Below are 21225 nucleotides of genomic sequence, written 5' to 3' on the forward strand. Positions count from 1 at the left end.
ATGGAAAGACGCATCCTGATCTTCGCGCCGGGCGGCCGCGACGCCGAGCTGACCGAGCAAGTGCTCGCGGCGGCGCAGATCCCCTGCCATGCCTGCTCTTCGGCCGACGAGCTGGCGGCGGCCCTGCAAGCCGGGGCGGCCGGCGTGCTGGCGGTGGAGGAAGCGTTGAACACCGGGGCTTTCGGCGTGCTGGAAGACTTTGTCAACCGCCAGCCGCCCTGGTCCGACCTGCCCATCCTGCTGCTGACGCGGCGCGGCATCGACAGCCCGCAAGCGCGCCAGGCCGTGCTGCGACTGGGGAACCTGACCTTGCTGGAGCGCCCGGTGCTGACGCTGACCCTGGTCACCGTGCTGCAAGCCCAGCTGCGCGCGCGCCACAAGCAATACCAGGTGCGCGAAGCCGAGCAGCGCAAGGATGAATTCCTGGCCAGCCTGGGCCACGAATTGCGCAATCCGCTGGCGCCCATCCGCACCTCGGCCGCCCTGCTGCGGCGCATGACCCCGACACCGCCGGAGCTGCAGCATATCGGCACCGTGATCGAACGCCAGACCGGCCACCTGACGCGGCTGGTGGACGATTTGCTGGACGTGGCGCGCATCACCAGCGGCAAGGTGGAGCTGCAGTATGCGCAGCTGTCGCTGGCCAGCGTCATCGCCCATGTGGAGGAGCTGTGCACCGAGGCTGCGGCCAGCCGGCGCATCGCCCTCGCCATCGCGCAGCCGCCGCAGCCGGTCCTGCTGCATGCCGATGGCGCGCGCCTGGTGCAACTGCTGTCGAATGTGCTGTCGAACGCGATCAAGTTCACGCCGGAAGGCGGCCATATCGCCTTGCAGGCCACGGTGGCGGGCGAGCTGCTGCAGGTCACGGTGCGCGACAACGGCATCGGCATGGAAGCGGAAGCGCTGGAGCGCATCTTCAATATGTTCGAGCAGAACAAGCCTGGCAGCGGCCAGCTGAAGGCGGGACTGGGCATCGGTCTGAGTCTGGCGCGCCAGTTCGCTCTGCTGCATGGCGGCAGCATCACGGCCAGCAGCGCCGGCCTGGGCCTGGGCAGCGAATTCACCATCCGCCTGCCGGTGGTACTGCCTGCGCAGGCGAATGCCAAGGCCAATGGACAGGGACGGCCTGCGGCAGCATCGGCGCCGCAGGGCGGCGACAGCCGCCGCAAACGCGTGCTGGTGGTGGACGACAACCATGATGCCGCCGACTCGCTGAGCGCCATGTTCGCCACCCTCGATTGCGAGGTCGGCACGGCCTACGACGGCTATGCGGCGCTGGCCGCCGTGGAAAACGATCCGCCCGACCTGGTGGTGATGGACCTGTCCATGCCAGGCATGGACGGCTACGAGGCGGCGCGCCTGATCCGCCAGCATCCCGTGGCCCACGACGCGGTGCTGGTGGCACTGAGCGGCTGGGGCCAGGACGACGCGCGACGCCGCACCGGCAAGGCCGGCTTCGATTACCACCTGGTCAAGCCGGTGGCTTTCGACACCATCCTGGAACTGGCGCAGGCCGAGGCCGTGCCGCACCGGCACTAGCCGTCCCACGCTTATACCGGGCTGCGCCCTATTTCCAGTCGCCGCGCAGCTCCAGCACCTGGTTGCGCAAGAGTTCCGGCGTGACCTCATGCGGCGCCAGCGGCTGGCCCACGGCCAGGGCCAGGCGCGAACGCCAACCCTTGCGGAAAGCGCGCTCCAGGGCATTGTCCTGGTGGCGGCTCAGCAAATGCCCCCACAGGCCGCGCAGGGCCATGGGAATCACGGGCACCTTGCTGCGCTCGATGATCTTGGCGATGCCGCCCTTGAATTCATTGACGTCGCCGGTCGCGGTCAGCTTCCCTTCCGGGAAAATGCAGACCAGATCGCCCTCATGCAGCGCTTGCGCGATATCGACAAACGCCTTCTCCATCAGCCACGGGTCTTCCTTGGCCGGCGCGATCGGAATGGCGCGCGCGGTGCGGAAGATCCAGCCCAGCAAAGGCAGCTTGAAGATGCGGTGGTCCATCACAAAACGGATCGGGCGCGGGCTGGCGGCGCCGATCACGATGGCGTCCACATAGCTCACGTGGTTGCACACCAGGACCGCTGCGCCCTCGTCGGGAATGTGTTCGGCGTCGATGGTCTTCACCTTGTGCACGGTATGGATCAGCAGCCAGGCCAGGAAGCGCATCAGGAATTCCGGCACCAGCGAGAAGATATAGACCGCCACCAGCGCATTCATGACGGCCGTGGCGAGGAAGAGTTCGGGAATCGTCAGCCCGTGCTGCAGCAGCAGCATGGCCACGCCGGCCGCCACCACCATGAACAGGGCGTTCAGGATATTCATGCCGGCGATGGTGCGCGACAGATGCTGTGGATCGCAGCGCAGCTGGATCAGCGCGAACAGCGGCACGATGAAGAAGCCGCCGAACACGCCGATCATTACCACGTCGAAGACGATGCGCCAGGCGCCCTGCTGCGCCAGCATGCTGAAGGCGTCGACGGTGGCCGTGTTCACATAGCCCTGGGCCGCAAAATACAGGTCGATGCCAAACAGCGTCAGGCCGAAGGAGCCGAATGGCACCAGGCCGATTTCCACCTTGCGGCCCGACAGCCGTTCGCACAGCAGGGAGCCGGCGCCGATGCCGAGCGAAAAGGCGGTCAGCAGCAGGACGAAGACGCTATGGTCGCCGTGCAGATGGTCCATGGCGAACACCGGGAACTGGGCCAGCACCATGGCGCCATAAAACCAGAACCAGGAATTGCCCAGCATGGACAGGAAAACGCTGCGGTTCTTGCGCGCGAACGCCAGGTTGCGGAAGGTTTCGCGCACCGGATTCCAGTCGAGCTTCAGCTGCGGCGCCGGGGCCGGTGTATGGGGAATGCGGTAGGCGCTGAGCAGGCCAAGCACGGCGAACAGCAGGGTGGCGCTGGCCACCAGCATCAGCCCCAACGGCTTTTGCATCACCAGCACATCGCCGAACACCTGGCCCAGCAGGATGCCGACGAAGGTGCCCATCTCCACCATGCCGTTGCCGCCGGTGAGTTCTTCCGGCTTGAGCTGCTGCGGCATATAGGCGTATTTGACGGGGCCGAACAGGGTCGAATGGGTGCCCATGCCGACGATCGCGGCAATCAGCAGCCACAGCGAATGCGTCAGCCAGCCGACGGCGGCCAGCGCCATGATGCCGATCTCCAGCCATTTGATGAAGCGCGCCATCGCCGACTTTTCAAACTTCTCCGCCAACTGGCCCGAGGTGGCCGAAAACAGCACATAGGGCAGGATGAACAGGCCGGGAATCAGGTTGGTGACGGTGGACGGCGACATATCGGTCCAGCTGGCGGCATCGTAAGTCATGATGACGATCAGCGCGGTCTTGAACAGATTGTCGTTGAAGGCGCCGAGGAACTGGGTCCAGAAAAACGGCGCGAAACGGCGCTGCCCGAGCAGGGCGAACTGACTGGAGTGGCTCATAGGGGTGGGCAAAAATGGAAATAGCTGCAACATACAGGACAAGCCCGGCGGCGACAACCCTGCCCCACCCGCCCAATTTGATATGGCATAAGAATTAAGATATTGCCCTTGCGCAACATTTAACTTATGGTATAGAATGCGATCCCCTGTAAAAGGGGAGCGGAAGCATAGTTACGCCACCGCTAACAATTTTAGGAATACAAGATGAAAACCAAGTTTATCGCCGCACTGATCGGCGCAGCAGTCGCTTTCCCATTCGCCGCCCAAGCTGAAGGCATCTACGCCGGCGCCAACATCGGCCGCGCAGAGCAAAAACTGAACGCCAACGGCGCTTCCCTGAAAGACCACGACACCGGCTACAAACTGTACGCTGGCTACGAATTCAACAACACCTTCGGCATCGAAGGCGGCTTCACCGACCTGCGCAAAGCAGAAGCATCGGTTGCCAAAGTGATGTCGGCAAACACCAAAACCCGCAACTTCTACGTTGCCGGCACCGCGACCCTGCCACTGAACGAACAATTCAACGTGTTCGCCAAAGCCGGTTTCGCCCGCAACCACGTTAAAGCAACCGTAAGCAGCATCTACGGCAGCGGCTCCGACACCGCGAACCGCACCTCCCCGCTGCTGGGCATCGGCGCTTCCTACAAGTTCAACAAGAACGTGTCCCTGGTAGCCGAGTTCGAACACTTCGGTAAAGTAGCCAAGGGCGATGATGGCCTGAACCTGAAAGCCAACCTGCTGTCCTTCGGCGTGCGCTACAAGTTCTAAGTCCCTTCCGGATTGGAATGCACGAAAAGCCCGCCCGCAATGGCGGGCTTTTTCATTTCCGGCCATGTGCTGCCCTACCCTCACGCGCATAGTACAGTGGCGTTTTATCCTTCAGGGAGAGCGAGATGGCCATCCTGCCCCGTCTTTGCGCCGCGGCCTCCGTGCTGGGCCTGGCCCTGCCGGCCGCCGGCTCCGAACCGTTCGTCTACCAAGGCATGTGCGAAGCGTCGGCCGCCGCCGCGCTGGGCGCCAAGCGCTTCATCGTCGCCAGCGACGAATCGAATACCCTGCTGCTGTACGAGCGAGAGAACGCCAAGCCCCTCGGCAAACTGGAATTGGAAGGCTTCCTCAAGGCGAAAAAGTCGGACCTGGAAGGCGCGGCCACCATCGGCCAGCGCATCTACTGGATCTCCTCGCATAGCCTCAGCAAAAAGGGCGAGCACAAACCCGAGCGCTATCGCTTCTTCGCCCTCGACATCAGCCAGGAAAAGCCGCGGCCCGAGGGCCAGGCCTATACCAGGCTGCTGGACGACCTGCTGAAAACGCCGTTGGCGGACAAGTATGGGCTGAAGATAGCCGCCGGCAAAAAACCGGAAGACGATGGCGGCCTGAATATCGAAGGGCTGACGGCCACACCCGAAAATACCTTGCTGATCGGCTTCCGCAACCCGCTGCCGCATGGTCGCGCCCTGCTGGTGCCACTGACCAATCCCGCTGAACTCATCGCAGCCCCCAAAGACGCAAATCCCGATGCCAAGCCGGTGGAGGCGCAGTTTGGCGATGCCATCGAACTGGAACTGAATGGACTGGGCATACGCAGCATCGAGCCGGCCGGCAACGGCTATCTGATTGTGGCCGGCCCCACCGGCGACAAGGGCGGCTTCGCCTTATACCGCTGGTCCGGCAAGAGCGGCGATCTGCCGCGCAAGCTGGCGGTGGAGGGATTGGAAGGCTTATCGCCGGAAGCGCTGTTCGCCATCCCGAACAGCAATAAGTTCGTGTTATTGAGCGATGACGGCGGGAATTGCAAGCCGGGCGCCATGACCTTCCGCAGCGTCACGGTCAAGCTGCCTTAGACGGCTTCAATCCAGTGCGTCGATAATGCGCAGCGCCGGCGCCAGCGGTGCGGCCGCGCACACGGCGATAGAGAGCTGGGGATGCGGCAGGAAGTAGCAGCGGGAAGCGCTGGCCGTCTGGCCCAGCTTGTACTCAGCCTCGCGCTGGCTCCACAAGGAAAAGAAGGCGGCGCTACGGCGCGGTTCGGGCAAGGCCAGAATCTCTGCGCTTTCCTGCGCGCCGAAGGCCTGCCTCGCCAGGGCCGCCAGGTCGCGCGCGGGATCGATGCGTTCGACATCCAGGCCTAACGGCGTGTCGCGGCTGATGGCGCAGGCGATCCAAGACCCGCTATGGGACAGGCTGAAATAGGGAGCGGCGCCGCCGCTGGCCCGTTGCAGCACGGGCGCCTGGCCGATGCGCTCTTCCACCGTGAAGACATCCTGCGGCAGGCCAAGCAGCGCGCTCGCGGCCTGGCGCAGCAGCATACGGCCCAGCAGGAATTGGCGCCGCCGCTCCTCGCGGATGAAGCGCTGATAGCGCTGCCGCTCGCTGGCGCCGAGACGGGCCAGCCAGGGGCCGGGATCGGCGGCGGCCAGTCCGGCCGCATCCAGCAGCCAGACGACCGCCTGGGCGGCGGCGGCCATACGGATTACTTGGCGTCGATGCGGACGAATTCGCCCTTCAGCGCCACGCCGCTCATGATCGCGCCGTCATGGCACTCGTACTCGGTGGCGCTGGACCAAGGCTGGTTGTTGTAGTTGCTGACGATATTGATCACCGCATTGGCGCCCAGAGCGTTGGCGCGCTTCTGCAGCTGCAGCATGGCAGACAGGAAGGCCCAGTTGCAGGAGCGCTCAGGGGTCTTGCCGAAGCTATTGGTCTTCTGGCTGGTCTTGTCGGTGCTCAGGGTTTCCAGCACTTTCGGGTGCGGCTGGTCGCCGAAGTAGAACTTGACGGAATCGCCCAGACGGTTCTGCGCGTCGTTGTCGGCCATGGCGGCGGCGATCGGGAAAGTCAGCTTGGTGTCGCGCGCTTGCGCCGGCAGCATGGCGGCGGCCGACAGGGCCAGAACAGCGGTCATCGAAATCAGTTTTTTCATATTTTTCTCCTTCGGTTGAGGGGTGTTACTCTGCAATATTCTTGTCGTCGGCGCCGGTCGGACCACCCACGGCCTGCTCATAGTTGGCGATCACATAGGCACTCGCCAGATTGGCCACGCGGGTCAGCATCAGGTTGTCATGCACGCCAAAGGTGAAGCCCGCGCCCATGGCGGCGGCGCGCTGGAAGAATTCCGGGCTGGCGATCAGATTGCCTTTGCCGTCACGGATATTCATGCGCATCAACACACCGGAGCTGCCGGCCAGTGGGCCAAGGAAGACGCGCTTGGTGGTGCTCTTGAACGAAACCTGTTCCACCACCGGCTCAATCACCAGGGTGCGCTCATTGGCGGGGCCACTGTTCCACTGAACCAGCTTCTCCTTCAGATCCTTCTGGATATTTTCATCGATCTTGTTCAGGGCCGGCACGTGGCCGCGATAACCAGGCTTGAATACCGCGTGTTTGACTTCGATACGGCTGAATTTATTGAGGCTTTCGGCTGGGGCTGGATTCTGGCTGGTGGAGGCCTTGATCTTGGTGGCGCAGCCTTGCAGCAGGGCCATGGCCAGCAGGCTGCCCGCGATCAGGGCGGTGCTCAGGTTTTTTTTCATTTTTTATTGCCTTTCTCTCTTGTGGTTGAAGCGGTACTTCAGGAACTCGTATGGCGCTTGAAGATCAGCGAGGTATTGATGCCGCCAAAGGCAAAATTATTCGACATCACATAGTCGCAGTCGATGCGGCGGCCTTCGCCGGCGATATAGTCGAGCGGCGCGCATTGCGGGTCCACGCTGTCCAGGTTGACGGTGGGCGCGAACCAGCCCTCGCGCATCATCTGGATGCTGATCCAGGCTTCCAGCGCGCCGCAGGCGCCCAGGGTGTGGCCCATATAGCTCTTCAAGGAGCTGATCGGCACGCCGCCGCCGAACATCTGCAGCGTGGCTTGCGATTCGGCGATATCGCCATGCTGGGTGGCCGTGCCGTGCCCATTGATATAGCCGATGGCCGACGGCGGCAGGTCCGCGTCTTCCAGCGCCAGGCGCATGGCCTGCTGCATGGTGGCGGCATTGGGCTGGGTCACGTGGCAGCCATCGCTATTGGTGCCGAAGCCCACCAGCTCGGCGTAGATGGTGGCGCCGCGCGCCTGCGCATGCTCCATCTCTTCCAAAATCAGGCAACCGGCGCCCTCGCCGATCACCAGGCCGTCGCGCGACTGGTCGTAGGGGCGCGGCGAGGTGGATGGCGCGTCGTTGCGGGTGCTGGTGGCGAACAGGGTGTCGAACACCGCCGCCTCGGTGGCGCACAGCTCCTCGGCGCCGCCGGCGATCATGGCGGTCTGCTTGCCCGAGCTGATCGCCTCGTAGGCGTAGCCGATGCCCTGGCTGCCCGAGGTGCAGGCGCTGGACGTGGTAATCACGCGGCCGGTGACGCCGAAGAACACGCCGATATTCACCGGCGCCGTGTGCGCCATCATCTTGATATAGGTGGTGGCGTTGATGCCGCGCGTGCTGCGCTCCTCCATCATGCGGCCGAAGTCGCCGATGGCGCTGGGCGTGCCAGCCGAGGAGCCGAACGCCACGCCCATCATGCCGCTTTTCAGCAGCGGCGAATCGAGCAGGCCGGCGTCGACCAAAGCCAGTTCAGTGGCGCGCGTCGCCATCAGGGCCACGCGGCCCATGCTGCGCATGCTTTTGCGGTTGAAGCGTTCGCTCAGCTCGAACGGCGCGGCGGGCGCGCCCAGCTGGGTGTTCAAGCCTTCGTAATCGGCCCAGCTTTCCATGCGCACGATGGCGTTGCGGTACTCGCCCAGGCGCTGGCGGATGGCCTGCCAGTCATTGCCGATCGGGCTGATGCCGGCCATGCCGGTGACGGCGACGCGGCGCTTCATGCCAGGCCTCCGTTCACGGAGATGACCTGGCGCGTGATGTAGCCGGCTTCTTCGCCGACCAGGAAGCTGACTGCCGCCGCCACTTCGTCGGCGGTACCGACGCGGCGCGCCGGGATCAGCTTCAACACTTCGTCCATCGGCAGATCTTCGGTCATATCGGTGTCGATCAGGCCGGGCGCCACGCAGTTGACGGTGATGGCGCGCTTGGCCAGTTCCAGCGCCAGCGCCTTGGTGGCGCCGATGATGCCGGCCTTGGCCGCGCTGTAATTGACCTGGCCACGGTTGCCCACCAGGCCGGAAACCGAAGCCAGGGTGACGATGCGGCCCGGCTTGCGGCGCTGCACCAGCGGCATGACCAGGGGATTGAGCACGTTGTAGAAGCCGTCCAGATTGGTCTGCAGCACGATGTCCCAGTCCTCGCCGCTCATGGCCGGGAAGGCATTGTCGCGCGCCACGCCGGCATTGCACACCACACCGTAGTAGCAGCCGTGCGCCGCGATATCGGCCTGCAGCGCAGCGGCGGCCGCATCACGGTCGCCGATATCGAACTGCAGCACGCGCGCGGCGCGGCCCATGTCCACGATCTGCCGCGCCACCGCCTCGGCCTCCGCACGCTGGCTGCGGCAATGCACCACCACGTCGAATCCGTCGCGCGCCAGGCGCAATGCGATGGCCTTGCCGATGCCGCGCGAAGATCCGGTCACCAACACGCTTTTATTTTCGTTCTTCTTATGCTCGCTCATGCTGCATTCCCATTCGATAATCCTTGCAGAAATTCATTTACATCCTCGGGCTGGAACACGGTCAGCGTGGCGCTGGCCAAGACCTCTTGCCCGGCAGCGCCGCCGTCGGCGATGCTGCATTCAAAAGCCGCCAGCCCGTTCTCGCCGCGCAGCACCTGGCGCACCCGCACGTGCAGCACAGCGCCCAGCGCGAACAGGGGACTGGTGGTGGTATAGCGGCGCGAGCCAAGCAGGAAGCCCGGCTTGACCGCTTCGCCGCGCTGGCGCGCCAGATAGCCGGCATGGGCCGCCACCGCCTGCGCCATGTATTCGATGCCGACCCAACTGCCCACGCCGCCGTCGGCGCAGAACAGGCTGTCGGCGCGGATCGCGACTTCGGCGCACAAGCTTTCCTCGTCGGCCTCCAGCACGCGGTCGAGCAAGGCCATGGGGCCGGCGTGCGGCACCAGGCTGCGAAATTCGGGCATGCTCATGCCATCCTCCCCAGCACCAGGGCGGCATTCGAGCCGCCGAAGGCAAATGAATTGCTCAGCGCCCGGCGCAGCGGCCGTCCCAGGTTGGTGCCCGGCGCGGCCACGTTCAGCGCCGGCAGCGCGGGATCGGCCGCGCCGTCCCACAGTTGCGGCGGCAGATGGCCTTGCGGGTTATCATCCTGCATCAGCAGCCAGCACAGCGCCGCTTCGATGGCGGCAGCCGCGCCCAGCGTGTGACCGGTGAGCGGCTTGGTGGAGCTGACCGGCACGGCGGCGCCGAACAAATCAGCCACCACGCCCGCTTCCATCGCATCGTTCTGCGGCGTGGCCGTGCCATGCAGGTTGACGTAGTCGATCTGCGCCGCTTCCAGGCCGGCGCGCTGCAAGGCCTGGCCGATGGCCAGCTTGGCGCCGGCGCCGGAAGGATCGGGCGCCGAGATATGATGGCCGTCCGAGGACTCGCCCCAGCCGCACAAGGCCACGGCGGCCGGCTCGCGGCTCATCAGGAACAGGGCCGCGCCCTCACCGATATTGATGCCCTTGCGGTTGGCGCTGAGCGGGTTGCAGCGCTCGGCGCTGACCGATTCCAGCGCCGAGAAGCCAGCCACGGTAAAGCCGCACAGGCTGTCCGCGCCGCCGGTGACGACGGCGTCGCACAAGCCCATGGCGATCAGGCGCGCCGCGCTGGCCATGGCCTTGGCGCTCGATGAACAGGCGCTGGAATGCACATAGGCCGGGCCGCTGATGCCCAGTTCGGCCGCCAGCATGCCCGCCGGCGAACCCATTTCCTGCTGGCCGTAATGGAACTGCGGCGGCAAAGCGCCCTGCTCCTGCATGGCTTTCAGCGCCAGCTCGGTTTCGGCAATGCCGGACGTGCTGGTGCCCAGTACCACGCCAACGCGGTCGGCGCCGTGGCGCGCAATGGCGGCATCGACGGCGGGCCGGATCTGCGCCAGGGCGGCCAGAACCAACTGGTTATTGCGGCTGCGCTGTGCCGGCGGCAGGTGGTCCACGGCCGGCAACCCGGTCACAGCCGCCTGCCCCAGCGGCAGTTCGCGAGCGGGCGAATAGCGCGTGGTCGGCAGCACGCCACTGGCGCCGCGCAGCAAGGCATCGCGCACCTCGTCGCGGCTGGCGCCCAGGGCGCAAACGATGCCGCAGTCGTTCAGGTAAAAACTCATGGCTGGCCCTCCTCGGCCGGCGCCGATTCGATCGTCAGACGGTAGTGGTAGCGCAGGTTTTCCAGCACCACGGTACCGAGCCAGCGCTGCGGCGCGCTGTACTCGATGCGCATGATGGTTTCGCCGTTCAGCGACAGGGTGCGGCGCTGCGCGCGCTCTTCGATCTGCCAGCCGGCAGGCAGCGCGGCGCGCAGGGCTTCGGCCGGCCACAGGGTCAGCTGCACGTCTTCCAATACGTCTTCGGCCTTGACCTGGGCCGGCAGCATCAGGTGGCGCCAGGTCTTCATTTCCTTGCCGTCGTAACTCAGCGAGAGCACGCGCTGGCCCAGGGCCAGGCCCACCAGCTCGATATGCGCGGCGTCGACTTCCAGCGCCACATCCAGTTCATCGCTGCGGCCCTTGCGCTCCACGCGCAGATGCTGCTGCACGCTGATGCTTTCACCCAGCGCCTGCGGCGCCAGCTTCAGACCCAGACGGGCGGCCGGCGGCGGCGTGGTGGCGCAGCCGGCCAGCAGCACGGCCGCCAGCATGCCGGCGGCGGCAACGGCGCGGCGCGCGCGCGGCAAGAATTCAAGCCTTTGCGGCATCGTCATATTCCTTTGCAATTCCAAAACAGGGCACCAGCAGCCACACGCCCAGGGTGCCGAGCAACATGGTCAGACCGAAAGCCTGCAAGGCCGGCGTATGGCTCAATCCGAGCAGGCCAAAAGACAGGATGGTGTTGGCGGCCGACAGGCCCACCGCCAGCCAGGGCGTGCGGTCGCGCCGGTCCGGATGCTCCTGCATGAAGATGCCGTAATCGACGCCCACGCCCAGCAAGAGCATCAGGGCCAGCACATGGAACAACTGCAAGCTATGTCCCGCCCAGCCCAGGATCGCCAGCGTGAGCACGCTGGCCAGCGCGGTCGGCGCCAGCACGCGCCAGGCGCGGCCACGGTAGCGCGGGAACAGCAGCGCAAACACCAGCACATACGCGGCGCCCACCACCCAGGCCATGTTCACGCGGTAGCGGCCCAGCACCGACGAGATTTCACCGACCTTGTCCACCCATTGCACGCCTTGCAGGCCGTCGGCGGCGTGGCGCAAGCGCGGCAGGCCCGAATAATTCATGCCGCGCAGGGCGACGATGCTGGCGTAGCCGCCATCGACCTTGCCCAGCCACAGATGGCGCCAAGGTTCGCTCGACGGCGCGGCCAGGAAGGCCGCCATCTGCAGCGGTTCGGCGGCCAGGGCGCGCTCGCGCGTGGCGTTGACCCAGGCAGCGTCCTCCTCCACCTGGGCCGCGACATTCTTCAGGGGACCATCGGCCGCCAGCAGCTTCTCTTCCAGCAGGGCGCGGCGCGCCGTCTGCGTGCGCAGCGAAGGCACCCAGTTCGACATGGCCTGGTAGCCGCCGATCAGCCCCTGAGGTATCAAGGCGTCGAGGCGCTGCTTGAGCGCTTCCTCGCGCTGCAAGACTTCCTCTTCGCTGGCGCCGCGCACCAGGTAATACTGCACCGGGGTCGGCGCGTCGAGCAGCTTGCCCAGCTTGATCTGGTCGGCCACCAACTGCTTGGGCGAGTTTTGCAACAGGCGGATATCGTCGTTCGGCTGCAGGCGCGCGATGCCCGCTCCCGCCAGCGCGGCCAGCGCCAGGCCGGCCAGCACGGTGCCGCGTTTGAAACGCAGCAGCGGCCAGCGCGGCAGCAGATTGCCGTAGCCGCGCGCCAGCGCACCGGCGCGCAGGGTGGCGCCGCCGATCAGGGCCGGGAACCAGCACACCACCGTCAGCCAGGCGAAGACCAGGCCGCAGGCCGAGAACACGGCCATGGCGCGCAGGCCGGGGAAAGGCGTGAAGGCCAGGCCCATATAACCGATGACGGCCGCCAGCAGGGTCAGGGACAGGCCGGGCATCAGGCGTTTCAGCAGCGCGCGCGAATCGAGGGCCGGGTCGGCCGCCATGCGGTTGCTGAGGAAGTAGATGCCGTAATCCTGGGCCACGCCAATCAGGCTGGCGCCGAATACCAGGGTCAGTAAATGGATGCGCCCGAACAGCAGCCAGCACACCGAGATCGCCCCCAGGCAGCCAATGCCGATGGAAAGCAGGATCAGGAGAATCGGCCGCAGCGAGCGGAAACTGAGCCAGGTCAATAGCACGATGCCGATCAGGGAACCGATGCCGATGGTGGACATCTCCGATTCGGCCTGCGCGCTGGCGGCGGCCGCATGCAGGATCACGCCGGCCGGCAGCAGCTCCACGCCCGGCACGGCCTGGCGCGCGGCGGCGCCGGCCTGCTCCAGCAGGGGCAGCACGGTTTGCTGGGCGGTGATGGAGAAGGCCGGCACTTTCAGCGTCATGGGCAGCAGCACATACTGGCGCTGGGCATCGGCCACGAAGAGCTGGCCGTCGCGCGGACGCACCGGCGTTTCCTGCGCCCTCTCCTGCACCCAGCCGGCGAACAGGCCGAAAGGATCATCCTGCCAGCTGCCCAGTTTGGGGCCGCCGAAAGCGTTGTACATGCGGCCAAGTGCCGCCTCCTGCCAGAACTGGGCGGGCTGCTCGCGCAACTGGGCTTCCTGCGCGGCCGTCAGCAGGGTCAGACGGTGGCGCTGGAACAGGGCCAGCCAGTCGTCCTGGGTTTTCTCGTTGACCGGGGTGGATTCGAACATGCCGGGTTGGTGCGCCAGCACCGCGCGGTAGGCGGCGGCGGCGCGCTTGGCGTCCTCCCAATCGGGCGCGCCGACCAGCACCACCACGCGCTGCTGGGCCGCGTCGACCATATGCAGGAAGGATTGCTGCAGCACCGGGTCGCGCTCCTGCACCGGCAGCAAGGCCAGGATATCGGTATCGGGCACGATGCGCTTGCCCAGCCACAGCCAGGCGTTATGGCCCAGCAGCAGGCTGGCCGCCAGCAGCCAAAGCAGCGCGAATTGCCGGGACTTGCTCAAAATAGCGCCGCCTCTTCCGCCGTCAGGGCCGCAGCGCCAGTCTGCATGGCCGAGAAGACGATCACCGTCTTGTCGCCGCTGGCTTCATTCATGACGATGTTCTTCACATAGGCGCCGCCCTCCAGGCTGATGGCGCCGATGGCCTTGGCCAGGCCAGGCTCGCGCGCCTTGAGCGCCACCTGCCAGCTAGCCGCATCGGCCGTGCCATCGACTTCGAACAGCTTGTCCAGCTGCGCCAGGTCGCCGCCCAGCAGCGAGAACAGCACGCTATTAATCATGCGTACCACCGGCTCGTTCTTCGCCTCCAGGCGCATGGCCACGCGCTCGCCCTGGAAGTGGACGATCTCGTCGCGCGTCAGGCGCAGGGTGTTGGGGAAGGGCTTGAGCGTGCGCCACAGGATGCCCTTGCCGGCCACCACGCAGAAGCGGCCATTCGAGGCCAGCGGCTTCTTCATGCCGGCCAGATGTTTGGTCTGGTCGAAGCGGCCGCACAGCACGTCCGGCTTGGCCAGCATGGCCTGGATCTTGGCAATCGGCGCGGCGGCCTGCGCCAGCGCGCTGGCCGCCAGCAGCACGACACCCATCATCATTTTCTTCATGGCGCTGGTACTCCCAATTTTTCGAACAGCACGGGCGGCGAGACGAAGCACATCTCGCCCGTGGCGATATCCACCGCCACCTGTGTGGTGCTGGCGCGGTTAATGCGCTTGCCGGTGGCGGCATCGGTGATCGTGTATTCGATCTTCAAACGGCTCTCCCATTCCACGATATCGGCGCGCAGCTTGAGCACCTGGCCGAAGGTGGCCGGCGCGGCATAGCGCAAGTGCATATCGATGATGGGCCAGGCGTAGCCGGAAGCTTTCATCTCCACGTAGTTGTAGCCAATCTTGTCGAGCAGGGCGCAGCGCGCCATCTCCAGGTATTTGACATAGCGGCCGTGCCAGACGATTTCCATCGGGTCCAGGTCGAAGAACTGGACCTGCATTTCGATCTCGGCCGACCAGCGGCTGGCGGTCGACTTACGCATACAGTTCCCACTCCTGCTGACGGATGCGCGCCAGCAGCACGCGCAGTTCGGGGTCCAGGCGGCGGTCTTCTTCGACGGCCGCGATATCGGCCGCCAGCGCTTCCTGCATCTGCGCCAGTTGCGGATGCAGCGCCGCTTCCGGGTTGTGGCGCAGGCGCAGCCACACGCCCTGGCGCACCGTGATCAGCAGCGCGGCGGCCACCTGCTCCACCAGGTCGAGCACACGCAGGCAGTCGCGTGCGGCGATGGTACCCATGCTGACCTTGTCCTGGTTGTGGCATTCGGTCGAACGCGAGAAGACCGAGGCCGGCATGGTCAGCTTGAGCGCTTCGGCGGTCCAGGCCGAGGAGCTGATCTGCAAGGCCTTCAGGCCGTGGTTGATGGCGGCGCGCACACCGGTGGCGCCGGACAGATTGGCCGGCAGGCCGTGGTTGTAGCGGCTGTCGACCAGCAGCGCCATCTGGCGATCCAGCAGGTCGGCCAAGTTGGCGACGGCATTCTTCATGCCGTCCATGGCGAAAGCGATATGGCCGCCGTAGAAATGGCCGCCGTGCAGCACGCGCTCGCCCTCGCCATCGATGATGGGATTGTCGTTGGCGCTGTTCAGCTCATTCTCGATGGCGCTGCGGAAGAAAGGCAGCGCATCGCTCAGCACCCCGATCACATGCGGCGCACAGCGGATCGAATAGCGGTCCTGCAGGCGTTTGCCGTTGCGTTCCCACTGCGTGGTCGGCAGGTCGCTGCGCAGCCAGGCCGCGACCTGCTGCATGCCCGCGTGCGGCTTGACCGAGAACAGCACTTCGTCGAAGTGGTGGGCGTTGCCGTCCAGGGCGAAGGAGGCCATGGCGGTGATGCGGGTGGTCAGCCGGGACAGGTAGCTGGCGCGGTCGTAGGCCAGGCAGGCCAACGCCGTCATCACGGCGGTGCCGTTCATGATGGCCAGGCCTTCCTTCGGACGCAGACGCAGCGGCGCGATGCCCGCTTCCTGCAAGGCTTGCGCCGCCGGCACCTGCACGCCGTCGCGCCACACTTCGCGCTCGCCGCACAGCACCGCCGCCAGATAGGACAGCGGCGTCAGGTCGCCGCTGGCGCCGACCGAACCTTCGGACGGGATCAGCGGCAACAGGCCGGCGTCCAGCAGGCGCGCGATCTGTTCCAGCAAGGCCACGCTGACGCCGGAGTAGCCCTTGCTCAGCGAAGCCAGGCGCGCCGCCATGATGGCACGCGTTTGCGGCGGCGAGAAATGCTCGCCCAGGCCGCAGCCGTGGTAGGTGTAGAGGTGGTGCGGCAGGTCGGCCACCAGCTCGGGCGGCACGGTCACGGTGCAGGAATCGCCATAGCCGGTGGTCACGCCGTAGATGGTGCCGTCTTCGCGCAGCAGGCGGTCGAGGAAGTCGGCGCCGCGCGCGATCATGGCGCGGAAGGCCGGATCGTCGGACAAGGCGGCATCGGCGCGGCCCTGGGCGATATCGACCACGTCTTCGATCGTCAGCCGCGATTGGTCGAAGCGCACGGTGCGCCGCGTATGTTTCAGGTCAGCCAGGTGCATCGTTTTGTTCCAGTTCGGGAAATTGCCAGAAATCGTAAAAATTGAACCACTGCAGCGGCGCCTGCACGCAAAAATGCTGCAGGCGTGCCGCGTATTCGGCCGCCACGGCGGCCAGCGCCGCATCGCGATCCTTGCGCGGCAGGCGCAGCGACTCGCGCAGCAGCTCGAAATGCAGCTCGGCCTGATCGCCGCGCTGCAGGGTAAATAGCATGTACACCGGACATTGCAGCACGCCGGCCAGCACATAGGGTCCGATGGGGAAAGGCGCGGGCGCGCCCAAAAACTCGGCCGCCGTCACGCGCGGCTGGCCCGATACCGGCACGCGGTCGCCCGCGATCACCACCAGCTCGCCCCGCCCTACCCGCTCGGCCAGCAGCATGGCGGTGGCGGCCGACATATCGGTCACTTGCAGCATATTCAGCTGACTGGCCGGATTCAAGCGACCCAGCATGCGATTGAAGGCTTGCGCATGGCGCGTATGCACCAGCACCGTCAGCTTCACATCCGGCCTTTGCAGCGAGAGCACGCGGCACAGTTCCAGATTGCCGAAGTGGGAGCAGATCAGCAGTCCGCCCTGGCCGCGCGCCAGCATGGCGTTGACCGCGTCCACGCCCACCAGCTTGACGCGGCTGATGTCGAACAGGCCGCCCCACAACAGCATCTTGTCCAGAATGCTCTCGGCAAAGGCGGCGAAGTGGCGCAGCACGCCCAGGCGCGGCACCGGCGCATAAGCGCCCACGCGCGCCAGATAGGCCGCCGACACGCGGCGCGCGCGCGGCATGGCCAGCAGATACCAGCCCAGCACCGGATACAGCAGCACGCGGAAAGGCCAGCGCCCCGCCACCCGGAACACCCAGAACAGCAGGCGCATGCCGGCCACGAAGCTCACTTCGTTGATGGCGGCCCAGTGGCGCGGCGCGGCATTCATGGACGCAGCCACTTTCTGGCGAGCAGGCGCGGCGCGCGCGGCAGCATGCCGAAGAACAGGGTGGCGTGCAGACGCGAGATCAGCACATTGTCTCGCCAGGCCTGGAAGTGCGAGACGCCGTCGGCCGGGTAGGCCACGCGGGTCGGCAGGTTCAGCACCGGCACGCCGTCCCAATACAGGCGCACCAGGATCTCGATATCGAAATTCATGCGACGGCCCAGGGCGCGCCGCTCCAGCAGAGCCAGCACCGGCGCCAGCGGATAGACGCGGAAGCCGCACATGGAGTCGCGGATGTCCAGCGACAGGGTATTGATCCAGACCCAGACGTGGGTGGCGTAGCGTCCGTACAACCGCCCCTTGGGTACGGAATCGTCATAGATCGGGCAGCCCACGATCAGGGTGTCCGGATGCTGGCGGCTCCGCTCCAGGAAGCACGCCACATCGTCCAGATTGTGCTGGCCGTCGGCGTCCACCTGCAAGGCGTGGCTGAAGCCCAGTTCAGCGGCGCGGCGGAAACCGCTCATCACCGCCCCGCCCTTGCCCTGGTTCTCCGCATGCGTGACCAGGATTACCTGTCCGTCATGACGCTGCGCCAGTTCGCGCAGCACGGCGGCGCAGGCGGGCGAACTGCCGTCGTCCACCAGGATGCAGTGCAAGCCGTGCGGCAGCAGCCCCGCCAGCACGCCGCCGATGGCGTGCTCGTGGTTGTAAACGGGGATGACGATGCAGGGTTTATACACCGGCCGCTCCGGCGTGGGCGAAGCGCAGCAGGGAATGGCAGTAGCCGATGCCGTCGCGCGCGGTCAGCAGGCGCAGGCCGGCCGCTTCGGCCAGGCGGATATAGTCGCCGCTTTCGTAGATCTTGCTGTTGCCGCTGGCCATGGCCGTGAAATACGGCGAGGTGTTGATCAGGCAGTAGGAGGCGATATCGTATTGCTGGCGGTCCCAGAAGGTGTCCATGATCAGCACCTGCCCGCCCGGCGCCAGCGCGGCGGCGGCGCGCTGCAGGATGGTGGCGATGGCCGCCTCACTGAAGCAGCTGAGGAATTGGCTCATCCAGATCAGGTCCATGCCGGCTGGCAGCGGCTTGTCCGCATCCAGCAGGTCGACCGCGTGCAGGTGGGCGCGTTCGCGCAGGCCGGCCGCTTGCAGGTTCTGTTCGGCCACGGCCAACTGGCGCGGCAAGTCCACCAGATGCAGCTCCGCCTCGGCGCTATAGCCCAGCGCCGCCAGCGTGAACTTGCCGGTATTGGCGCCGATATCCATCACGCGGCGCGGACCGGTGGCGAAAACGTCCGGCAGAATCTGCGGGAAGGAGGTGTCGGAATAATGGTGGTCGAAAGCGAACCAGCTGCTCTTGGCCGGTTCCGGCAGCTGCGACATGCCTTCATACAGCGTGGACCAGTCGCCCAGCGCCTTCAGGCCCAGCGGTTTTTCCTGATCCAGCGATTTATCGAGATCGTACAGGCCGAGGTAGTTGACGTCGTGGTTGAAGTCCAGATTGATCTGCGTGATCGTGTCCGTCAGGACGCAGTAGCCGACTTTATCCAGCACATAGCGGCCGCCCTGCAATTGCACGGCGCCGGCCGAGAGGCAGGTTTCCAGCACCACTTTCAGCGCATACTCGCTCCATTGGCCGCCGGCCGCCAATTCCGCCACGCTCAAGCCCGCGCCGCCGGCGTCGGACAGCGCCTGCAGCATGCCGCGCTTCCAGGCATAGCGCACGCACTGGAACACCACGGGGCCGAAAGCGATTTTCTGCGCCTCGTAACGGGCGGCAAAAGCGGTCTGGCGGGGCGGAGAGAAGGACTTGTCTTGCATGGGTTCTTTCAGGATCAGGGTGCGGCGAACAGCAGACGGCCGCTGGCATGCTGCCCGGCCGCCGAGAGATAACGGAATTGCACGCTGGCCTTGGCGCGGTCGTGCAGCAGCTCCAGTTGCACGGTGGCGCCGGGCGCGATCACCTGCTGGAATTTCAGGGCCGCGACTTCGCGGAAAACAGGCGGCAGCGCGAAGGCCTGGCGCGCCTGGCCGATGGCCCAATCCAGCTGGGCCACGCCGGGCAGGATGGGCGAACCGGGGAAGTGGCCTTCGAAATACAGCAGGTCAGGCGGCACGCTCAGCTCCAGCAACAGGCGCTGTTCGCCGCGTTCCAGCTCGCGCCACTGCGGCTGGCGCGGACGCTGTTCCAGCGCGGCAGCTTCATCGTCCAGCAGCGCCAGCAAGGCGGCGCGCGTGGTCTTGCCCTGGGCGTTGAGCGGCAGGCTATCCAGATAGCGCCAGCGGCGCGGCAGCGCCACTGCTTCGGCCACCGGCGCCAGCACTGCGCGCAGGCGCTGGTTCAACGCCGCCTTGCCCTGCGCCGCCAGCAGCGCCCTGCCCTCCTGGTTCAGTACCACAAAGGCCGCCAGGCGCATGCGCGCGCCATCGTCCGGCACGATACGCGCCTGCTCGGCCAGGCCGCTGGCTTGCAGGGCCGCTTCCAGCGCATCGAGCGAGACGCGCTTTTCTTCCACCTTGACGATGCGGTCGGCCCGGCCCAGCAGCTCGAAAGCCTGGGGGCCGGCCGGGCGGGCGCGGTCGGCCAGCGCCAGCCAATGCGCATCCGGCAGATGGGGCGAGCGCACTTCCAGCGCGCCTTCGCCCTGTTTCGCGTCCGTGGCAATGCGCCACTCGACATTGGGGAAGGCATGCCAGCACGCCGATGCGGCGACGCCGGCCGCGCGCTGGCGCCAGGCCACGCCGCCGGTTTCGCTGCTGCCGTAAATTTCCAGCGGCACCTGGCCCAGCATGGCGCCAGCGGCCAGCGCCGCCTCTTCCGGCAGCGGGCCGCCGGAAGAGAATACGGCGCGCAAGCGGGCCGCCGCCATCGTCCAGTCCAGATGCGCGGGCAGACGCTTCAAATGGGCCGGGCTGCTGACCAGTACCGATGGCCGCTGTGCCAGCGCCTGCGCCAGTTCTTCGGGATACTGCACGCTCAGCGCCTGCAACGGCCGCGCCGCGCACAAAGGCCATAGCACCTTGAACAACAGGCCGTAGATATGCTGGTGCGAGACCGTCGCCACGAGGGCGGCATCCCCCAGGCGGTCGCCGAACATCCGCTCCAGCACCGCCACTTCGCTTGCCAGTTGCGACAGGCGCTTGGGCACGGCCTGCGCCGCTCCCGTGCTGCCCGAGGTGTGCACCACCAGCGCCGGGAAATCGCCGTCGAGCGCGCGCGGCGGCGGCACGGTGGTGGCCTCCGTCGCGGCATCGCCCGGCGCCGCCAGCGGCTGCCATTGCGGCGGGAACTGGCCGAGGAAACCGTCGACCTTGCCCTGCAGCGCGGCACAGCTGGCGTCCAGGGTATCGGCCGTCAGCCACACGGTCTTGCCGGCCTGCCAGGCACCCAGCAGGGCCGCGCCGAATTCCAGGCTGTCGTCCAGGTACAGTGCGTAATCGCGGCCCGGCTGCCCGGCCAGCAAGGCGCTCCAGGCGTGCACGCGCGCCAGCAGCCAGGCGTTGCTCAGGGGCTGATCCGCGCGCCAGCCCACGCAGGCGGCGGGGTCGCGCTGGAGCAGCGCGGGGACAAGGCTGGACAGTGAATCAGGCATCATGCAGGCGGCGGAAACGGCGGCGCGCCAGCAGTTCTCCCGCGAACAGCACGCCCATCAAAATATAGGAAATCACCCCGTTGTACAGAGTCCAGACAGCTTCCGGCGCCCACAGCGCGGTGGCCAGCGCCACGCTGCCGTTGAACACGAAAAAGGCGCACCAGACCTGGGTCACGCGGCGCGTATAGCGCACGCCTTCCGGCGGCAGGTCCGGCTCGCGCAGGCGCGCCAGCCGTTCGACCATGGAAACCGGCGTGGTCAGGCTATAGCCGAAAGCCGCCAGGAAGGCGGCATTCACCAGCACCGGATACAGCTTGAGCGGCAGCAGCAGATTGCTCCACACCGCGCAGCCCACCAGTACCAGCGCGCCGGCCACCGACCAGCGCGCCGCGCTGCTCAGCTTCAAGGCCGGCAGGCGGCTGGCGGCGGCCAGCAACAGCAACAGCGCCAGCCAGCGCGGCTCGACCCTGCCATGCCCCAGCCAGATGGCCAGGGGATACAGCAGCGTAAGCAGCACCGTGAGCGCGGTCAGCAGCATC

General features: G+C 66.3%; 21 protein-coding genes. 3 read left to right on the top strand and 18 right to left on the bottom strand.

Annotation, left to right across the window (positions count from 1 at the left end):
• Positions 1-1539, top strand: coding sequence for a hybrid sensor histidine kinase/response regulator (locus tag FHS03_RS09610; protein ID WP_183440763.1), 1539 nt, complete (start codon positions 1-3; stop codon positions 1537-1539).
• Between the two features lie 28 nt (positions 1540-1567).
• Here the strand turns inward: FHS03_RS09610 and FHS03_RS09615 are convergent, their stop codons facing one another.
• Positions 1568-3454 (bottom strand): MFS transporter, encoded by a 1887-nt coding sequence (locus FHS03_RS09615; RefSeq protein ID WP_183440764.1) that lies wholly within the window; start codon positions 3452-3454, stop codon positions 1568-1570.
• A gap of 204 nt (positions 3455-3658) precedes the next feature.
• Here FHS03_RS09615 and FHS03_RS09620 point away from each other — a divergent pair, with 204 nt between their 5' ends.
• Both FHS03_RS09620 and FHS03_RS09625 read left to right on the top strand, forming a co-directional pair.
• Complete coding sequence (locus FHS03_RS09620; protein ID WP_183440765.1) at positions 3659-4225, top strand: porin family protein; 567 nt, start codon at positions 3659-3661, stop codon at positions 4223-4225.
• A 125-nt stretch (positions 4226-4350) separates the two neighbouring features.
• Positions 4351-5301, top strand: coding sequence for a DUF3616 domain-containing protein (locus FHS03_RS09625; RefSeq protein WP_183440766.1), 951 nt, complete (start codon positions 4351-4353; stop codon positions 5299-5301).
• 6 nt (positions 5302-5307) lie between these two features.
• On the opposite strand, the gene FHS03_RS09630 is transcribed toward FHS03_RS09625, so the two are convergent.
• From FHS03_RS09630 to FHS03_RS09710, 17 genes are read right to left on the bottom strand one after another with little or no spacing between them, the layout of a single operon-like run.
• Positions 5308-5925: a 4'-phosphopantetheinyl transferase family protein gene (locus FHS03_RS09630; RefSeq protein ID WP_183440767.1), complete on the bottom strand. Its 618-nt coding sequence runs from the start codon at positions 5923-5925 to the stop codon at positions 5308-5310.
• Positions 5926-5930: 5 nt separating this feature from the next.
• The gene (locus FHS03_RS09635; RefSeq protein ID WP_183440768.1) at positions 5931-6380 is read right to left on the bottom strand and encodes an excinuclease ATPase subunit; all 450 of its coding nucleotides are present in this window, start codon (positions 6378-6380) and stop codon (positions 5931-5933) included.
• Between the two features lie 25 nt (positions 6381-6405).
• Positions 6406-6990: a hypothetical protein gene (locus FHS03_RS09640; RefSeq protein WP_183440769.1), complete on the bottom strand. Its 585-nt coding sequence runs from the start codon at positions 6988-6990 to the stop codon at positions 6406-6408.
• 38 nt (positions 6991-7028) lie between these two features.
• The gene (locus FHS03_RS09645) at positions 7029-8264 is read right to left on the bottom strand and encodes a beta-ketoacyl-ACP synthase (RefSeq protein WP_183440770.1); all 1236 of its coding nucleotides are present in this window, start codon (positions 8262-8264) and stop codon (positions 7029-7031) included.
• Positions 8261-9007, bottom strand: coding sequence for a 3-oxoacyl-ACP reductase FabG (fabG, locus tag FHS03_RS09650; protein ID WP_183440771.1), 747 nt, complete (start codon positions 9005-9007; stop codon positions 8261-8263). Before fabG ends, FHS03_RS09645 begins: the two co-directional genes overlap by 4 nt.
• Positions 9004-9480: a hotdog family protein gene (locus FHS03_RS09655; protein WP_183440772.1), complete on the bottom strand. Its 477-nt coding sequence runs from the start codon at positions 9478-9480 to the stop codon at positions 9004-9006. Before FHS03_RS09655 ends, fabG begins: the two co-directional genes overlap by 4 nt.
• On the bottom strand, positions 9477-10661 hold the full coding sequence (locus FHS03_RS09660) for a beta-ketoacyl-ACP synthase (RefSeq protein ID WP_183440773.1): 1185 nt from the start codon (positions 10659-10661) through the stop codon (positions 9477-9479). Before FHS03_RS09660 ends, FHS03_RS09655 begins: the two co-directional genes overlap by 4 nt.
• Complete coding sequence (locus FHS03_RS09665; protein ID WP_183440774.1) at positions 10658-11248, bottom strand: DUF3261 domain-containing protein; 591 nt, start codon at positions 11246-11248, stop codon at positions 10658-10660. The genes FHS03_RS09660 and FHS03_RS09665 overlap by 4 nt, the downstream gene beginning before the upstream one ends.
• Positions 11232-13589 carry an MMPL family transporter gene (locus FHS03_RS09670; RefSeq protein WP_183440775.1) on the bottom strand — a complete coding sequence of 786 codons (2358 nt, stop codon included), beginning with the start codon at positions 13587-13589 and terminating at the stop codon, positions 11232-11234. The genes FHS03_RS09665 and FHS03_RS09670 overlap by 17 nt, the downstream gene beginning before the upstream one ends.
• A complete protein-coding gene (locus FHS03_RS09675) occupies positions 13586-14188 on the bottom strand; it encodes an outer membrane lipoprotein carrier protein LolA (protein WP_229426133.1) in 603 nt (200 codons plus the stop codon). The genes FHS03_RS09670 and FHS03_RS09675 overlap by 4 nt, the downstream gene beginning before the upstream one ends.
• Positions 14185-14616, bottom strand: coding sequence for an acyl-CoA thioesterase (locus FHS03_RS09680; protein WP_183440776.1), 432 nt, complete (start codon positions 14614-14616; stop codon positions 14185-14187). Before FHS03_RS09680 ends, FHS03_RS09675 begins: the two co-directional genes overlap by 4 nt.
• Positions 14609-16165: an HAL/PAL/TAL family ammonia-lyase gene (locus FHS03_RS09685; protein ID WP_183440777.1), complete on the bottom strand. Its 1557-nt coding sequence runs from the start codon at positions 16163-16165 to the stop codon at positions 14609-14611. Before FHS03_RS09685 ends, FHS03_RS09680 begins: the two co-directional genes overlap by 8 nt.
• The gene (locus FHS03_RS09690; protein ID WP_183440778.1) at positions 16152-17093 is read right to left on the bottom strand and encodes a lysophospholipid acyltransferase family protein; all 942 of its coding nucleotides are present in this window, start codon (positions 17091-17093) and stop codon (positions 16152-16154) included. The genes FHS03_RS09685 and FHS03_RS09690 overlap by 14 nt, the downstream gene beginning before the upstream one ends.
• The gene (locus FHS03_RS09695; protein WP_183440779.1) at positions 17090-17833 is read right to left on the bottom strand and encodes a glycosyltransferase family 2 protein; all 744 of its coding nucleotides are present in this window, start codon (positions 17831-17833) and stop codon (positions 17090-17092) included. Before FHS03_RS09695 ends, FHS03_RS09690 begins: the two co-directional genes overlap by 4 nt.
• Positions 17826-18914 (bottom strand): class I SAM-dependent methyltransferase, encoded by a 1089-nt coding sequence (locus FHS03_RS09700; RefSeq protein ID WP_183440780.1) that lies wholly within the window; start codon positions 18912-18914, stop codon positions 17826-17828. Before FHS03_RS09700 ends, FHS03_RS09695 begins: the two co-directional genes overlap by 8 nt.
• 14 nt (positions 18915-18928) lie before the next feature.
• The gene (locus tag FHS03_RS09705) at positions 18929-20689 is read right to left on the bottom strand and encodes an ApeI family dehydratase (RefSeq protein ID WP_229426134.1); all 1761 of its coding nucleotides are present in this window, start codon (positions 20687-20689) and stop codon (positions 18929-18931) included.
• Complete coding sequence (locus FHS03_RS09710; RefSeq protein ID WP_183440781.1) at positions 20679-21224, bottom strand: COG4648 family protein; 546 nt, start codon at positions 21222-21224, stop codon at positions 20679-20681. The genes FHS03_RS09705 and FHS03_RS09710 overlap by 11 nt, the downstream gene beginning before the upstream one ends.
• Position 21225 lies beyond the last annotated feature (1 nt).

Origin of the sequence: Pseudoduganella violacea (genome assembly GCF_014191875.1) — a bacterium.
GTDB classification, from domain to species: Bacteria; Pseudomonadota; Gammaproteobacteria; order Burkholderiales; family Burkholderiaceae_D; genus Rugamonas; species Rugamonas violacea_A.

Excerpts from the sequence above, each read along its gene's own strand:
- FHS03_RS09610 (WP_183440763.1), top strand. The coding sequence starts at position 1 with ATGGAAAGACGCATCCTGATCTTCGCGCCGGGCGGCCGCGACGCCGAG.
- FHS03_RS09615 (WP_183440764.1), bottom strand. The coding sequence starts at position 3,454 with ATGAGCCACTCCAGTCAGTTCGCCCTGCTCGGGCAGCGCCGTTTCGCG.
- FHS03_RS09620 (WP_183440765.1), top strand. The coding sequence starts at position 3,659 with ATGAAAACCAAGTTTATCGCCGCACTGATCGGCGCAGCAGTCGCTTTC.
- FHS03_RS09625 (WP_183440766.1), top strand. The coding sequence starts at position 4,351 with ATGGCCATCCTGCCCCGTCTTTGCGCCGCGGCCTCCGTGCTGGGCCTG.
- FHS03_RS09630 (WP_183440767.1), bottom strand. The coding sequence starts at position 5,925 with ATGGCCGCCGCCGCCCAGGCGGTCGTCTGGCTGCTGGATGCGGCCGGA.
- FHS03_RS09635 (WP_183440768.1), bottom strand. The coding sequence starts at position 6,380 with ATGAAAAAACTGATTTCGATGACCGCTGTTCTGGCCCTGTCGGCCGCC.
- FHS03_RS09640 (WP_183440769.1), bottom strand. The coding sequence starts at position 6,990 with ATGAAAAAAAACCTGAGCACCGCCCTGATCGCGGGCAGCCTGCTGGCC.
- FHS03_RS09645 (WP_183440770.1), bottom strand. The coding sequence starts at position 8,264 with ATGAAGCGCCGCGTCGCCGTCACCGGCATGGCCGGCATCAGCCCGATC.
- fabG (WP_183440771.1), bottom strand. The coding sequence starts at position 9,007 with ATGAGCGAGCATAAGAAGAACGAAAATAAAAGCGTGTTGGTGACCGGA.
- FHS03_RS09655 (WP_183440772.1), bottom strand. The coding sequence starts at position 9,480 with ATGAGCATGCCCGAATTTCGCAGCCTGGTGCCGCACGCCGGCCCCATG.
- FHS03_RS09660 (WP_183440773.1), bottom strand. The coding sequence starts at position 10,661 with ATGAGTTTTTACCTGAACGACTGCGGCATCGTTTGCGCCCTGGGCGCC.
- FHS03_RS09665 (WP_183440774.1), bottom strand. The coding sequence starts at position 11,248 with ATGCCGCAAAGGCTTGAATTCTTGCCGCGCGCGCGCCGCGCCGTTGCC.
- FHS03_RS09675 (WP_229426133.1), bottom strand. The coding sequence starts at position 14,188 with ATGAAGAAAATGATGATGGGTGTCGTGCTGCTGGCGGCCAGCGCGCTG.
- FHS03_RS09680 (WP_183440776.1), bottom strand. The coding sequence starts at position 14,616 with ATGCGTAAGTCGACCGCCAGCCGCTGGTCGGCCGAGATCGAAATGCAG.
- FHS03_RS09685 (WP_183440777.1), bottom strand. The coding sequence starts at position 16,165 with ATGCACCTGGCTGACCTGAAACATACGCGGCGCACCGTGCGCTTCGAC.
- FHS03_RS09690 (WP_183440778.1), bottom strand. The coding sequence starts at position 17,093 with ATGAATGCCGCGCCGCGCCACTGGGCCGCCATCAACGAAGTGAGCTTC.
- FHS03_RS09700 (WP_183440780.1), bottom strand. The coding sequence starts at position 18,914 with ATGCAAGACAAGTCCTTCTCTCCGCCCCGCCAGACCGCTTTTGCCGCC.
- FHS03_RS09705 (WP_229426134.1), bottom strand. The coding sequence starts at position 20,689 with ATGATGCCTGATTCACTGTCCAGCCTTGTCCCCGCGCTGCTCCAGCGC.
- FHS03_RS09710 (WP_183440781.1), bottom strand. The coding sequence starts at position 21,224 with ATGCTGCTGACCGCGCTCACGGTGCTGCTTACGCTGCTGTATCCCCTG.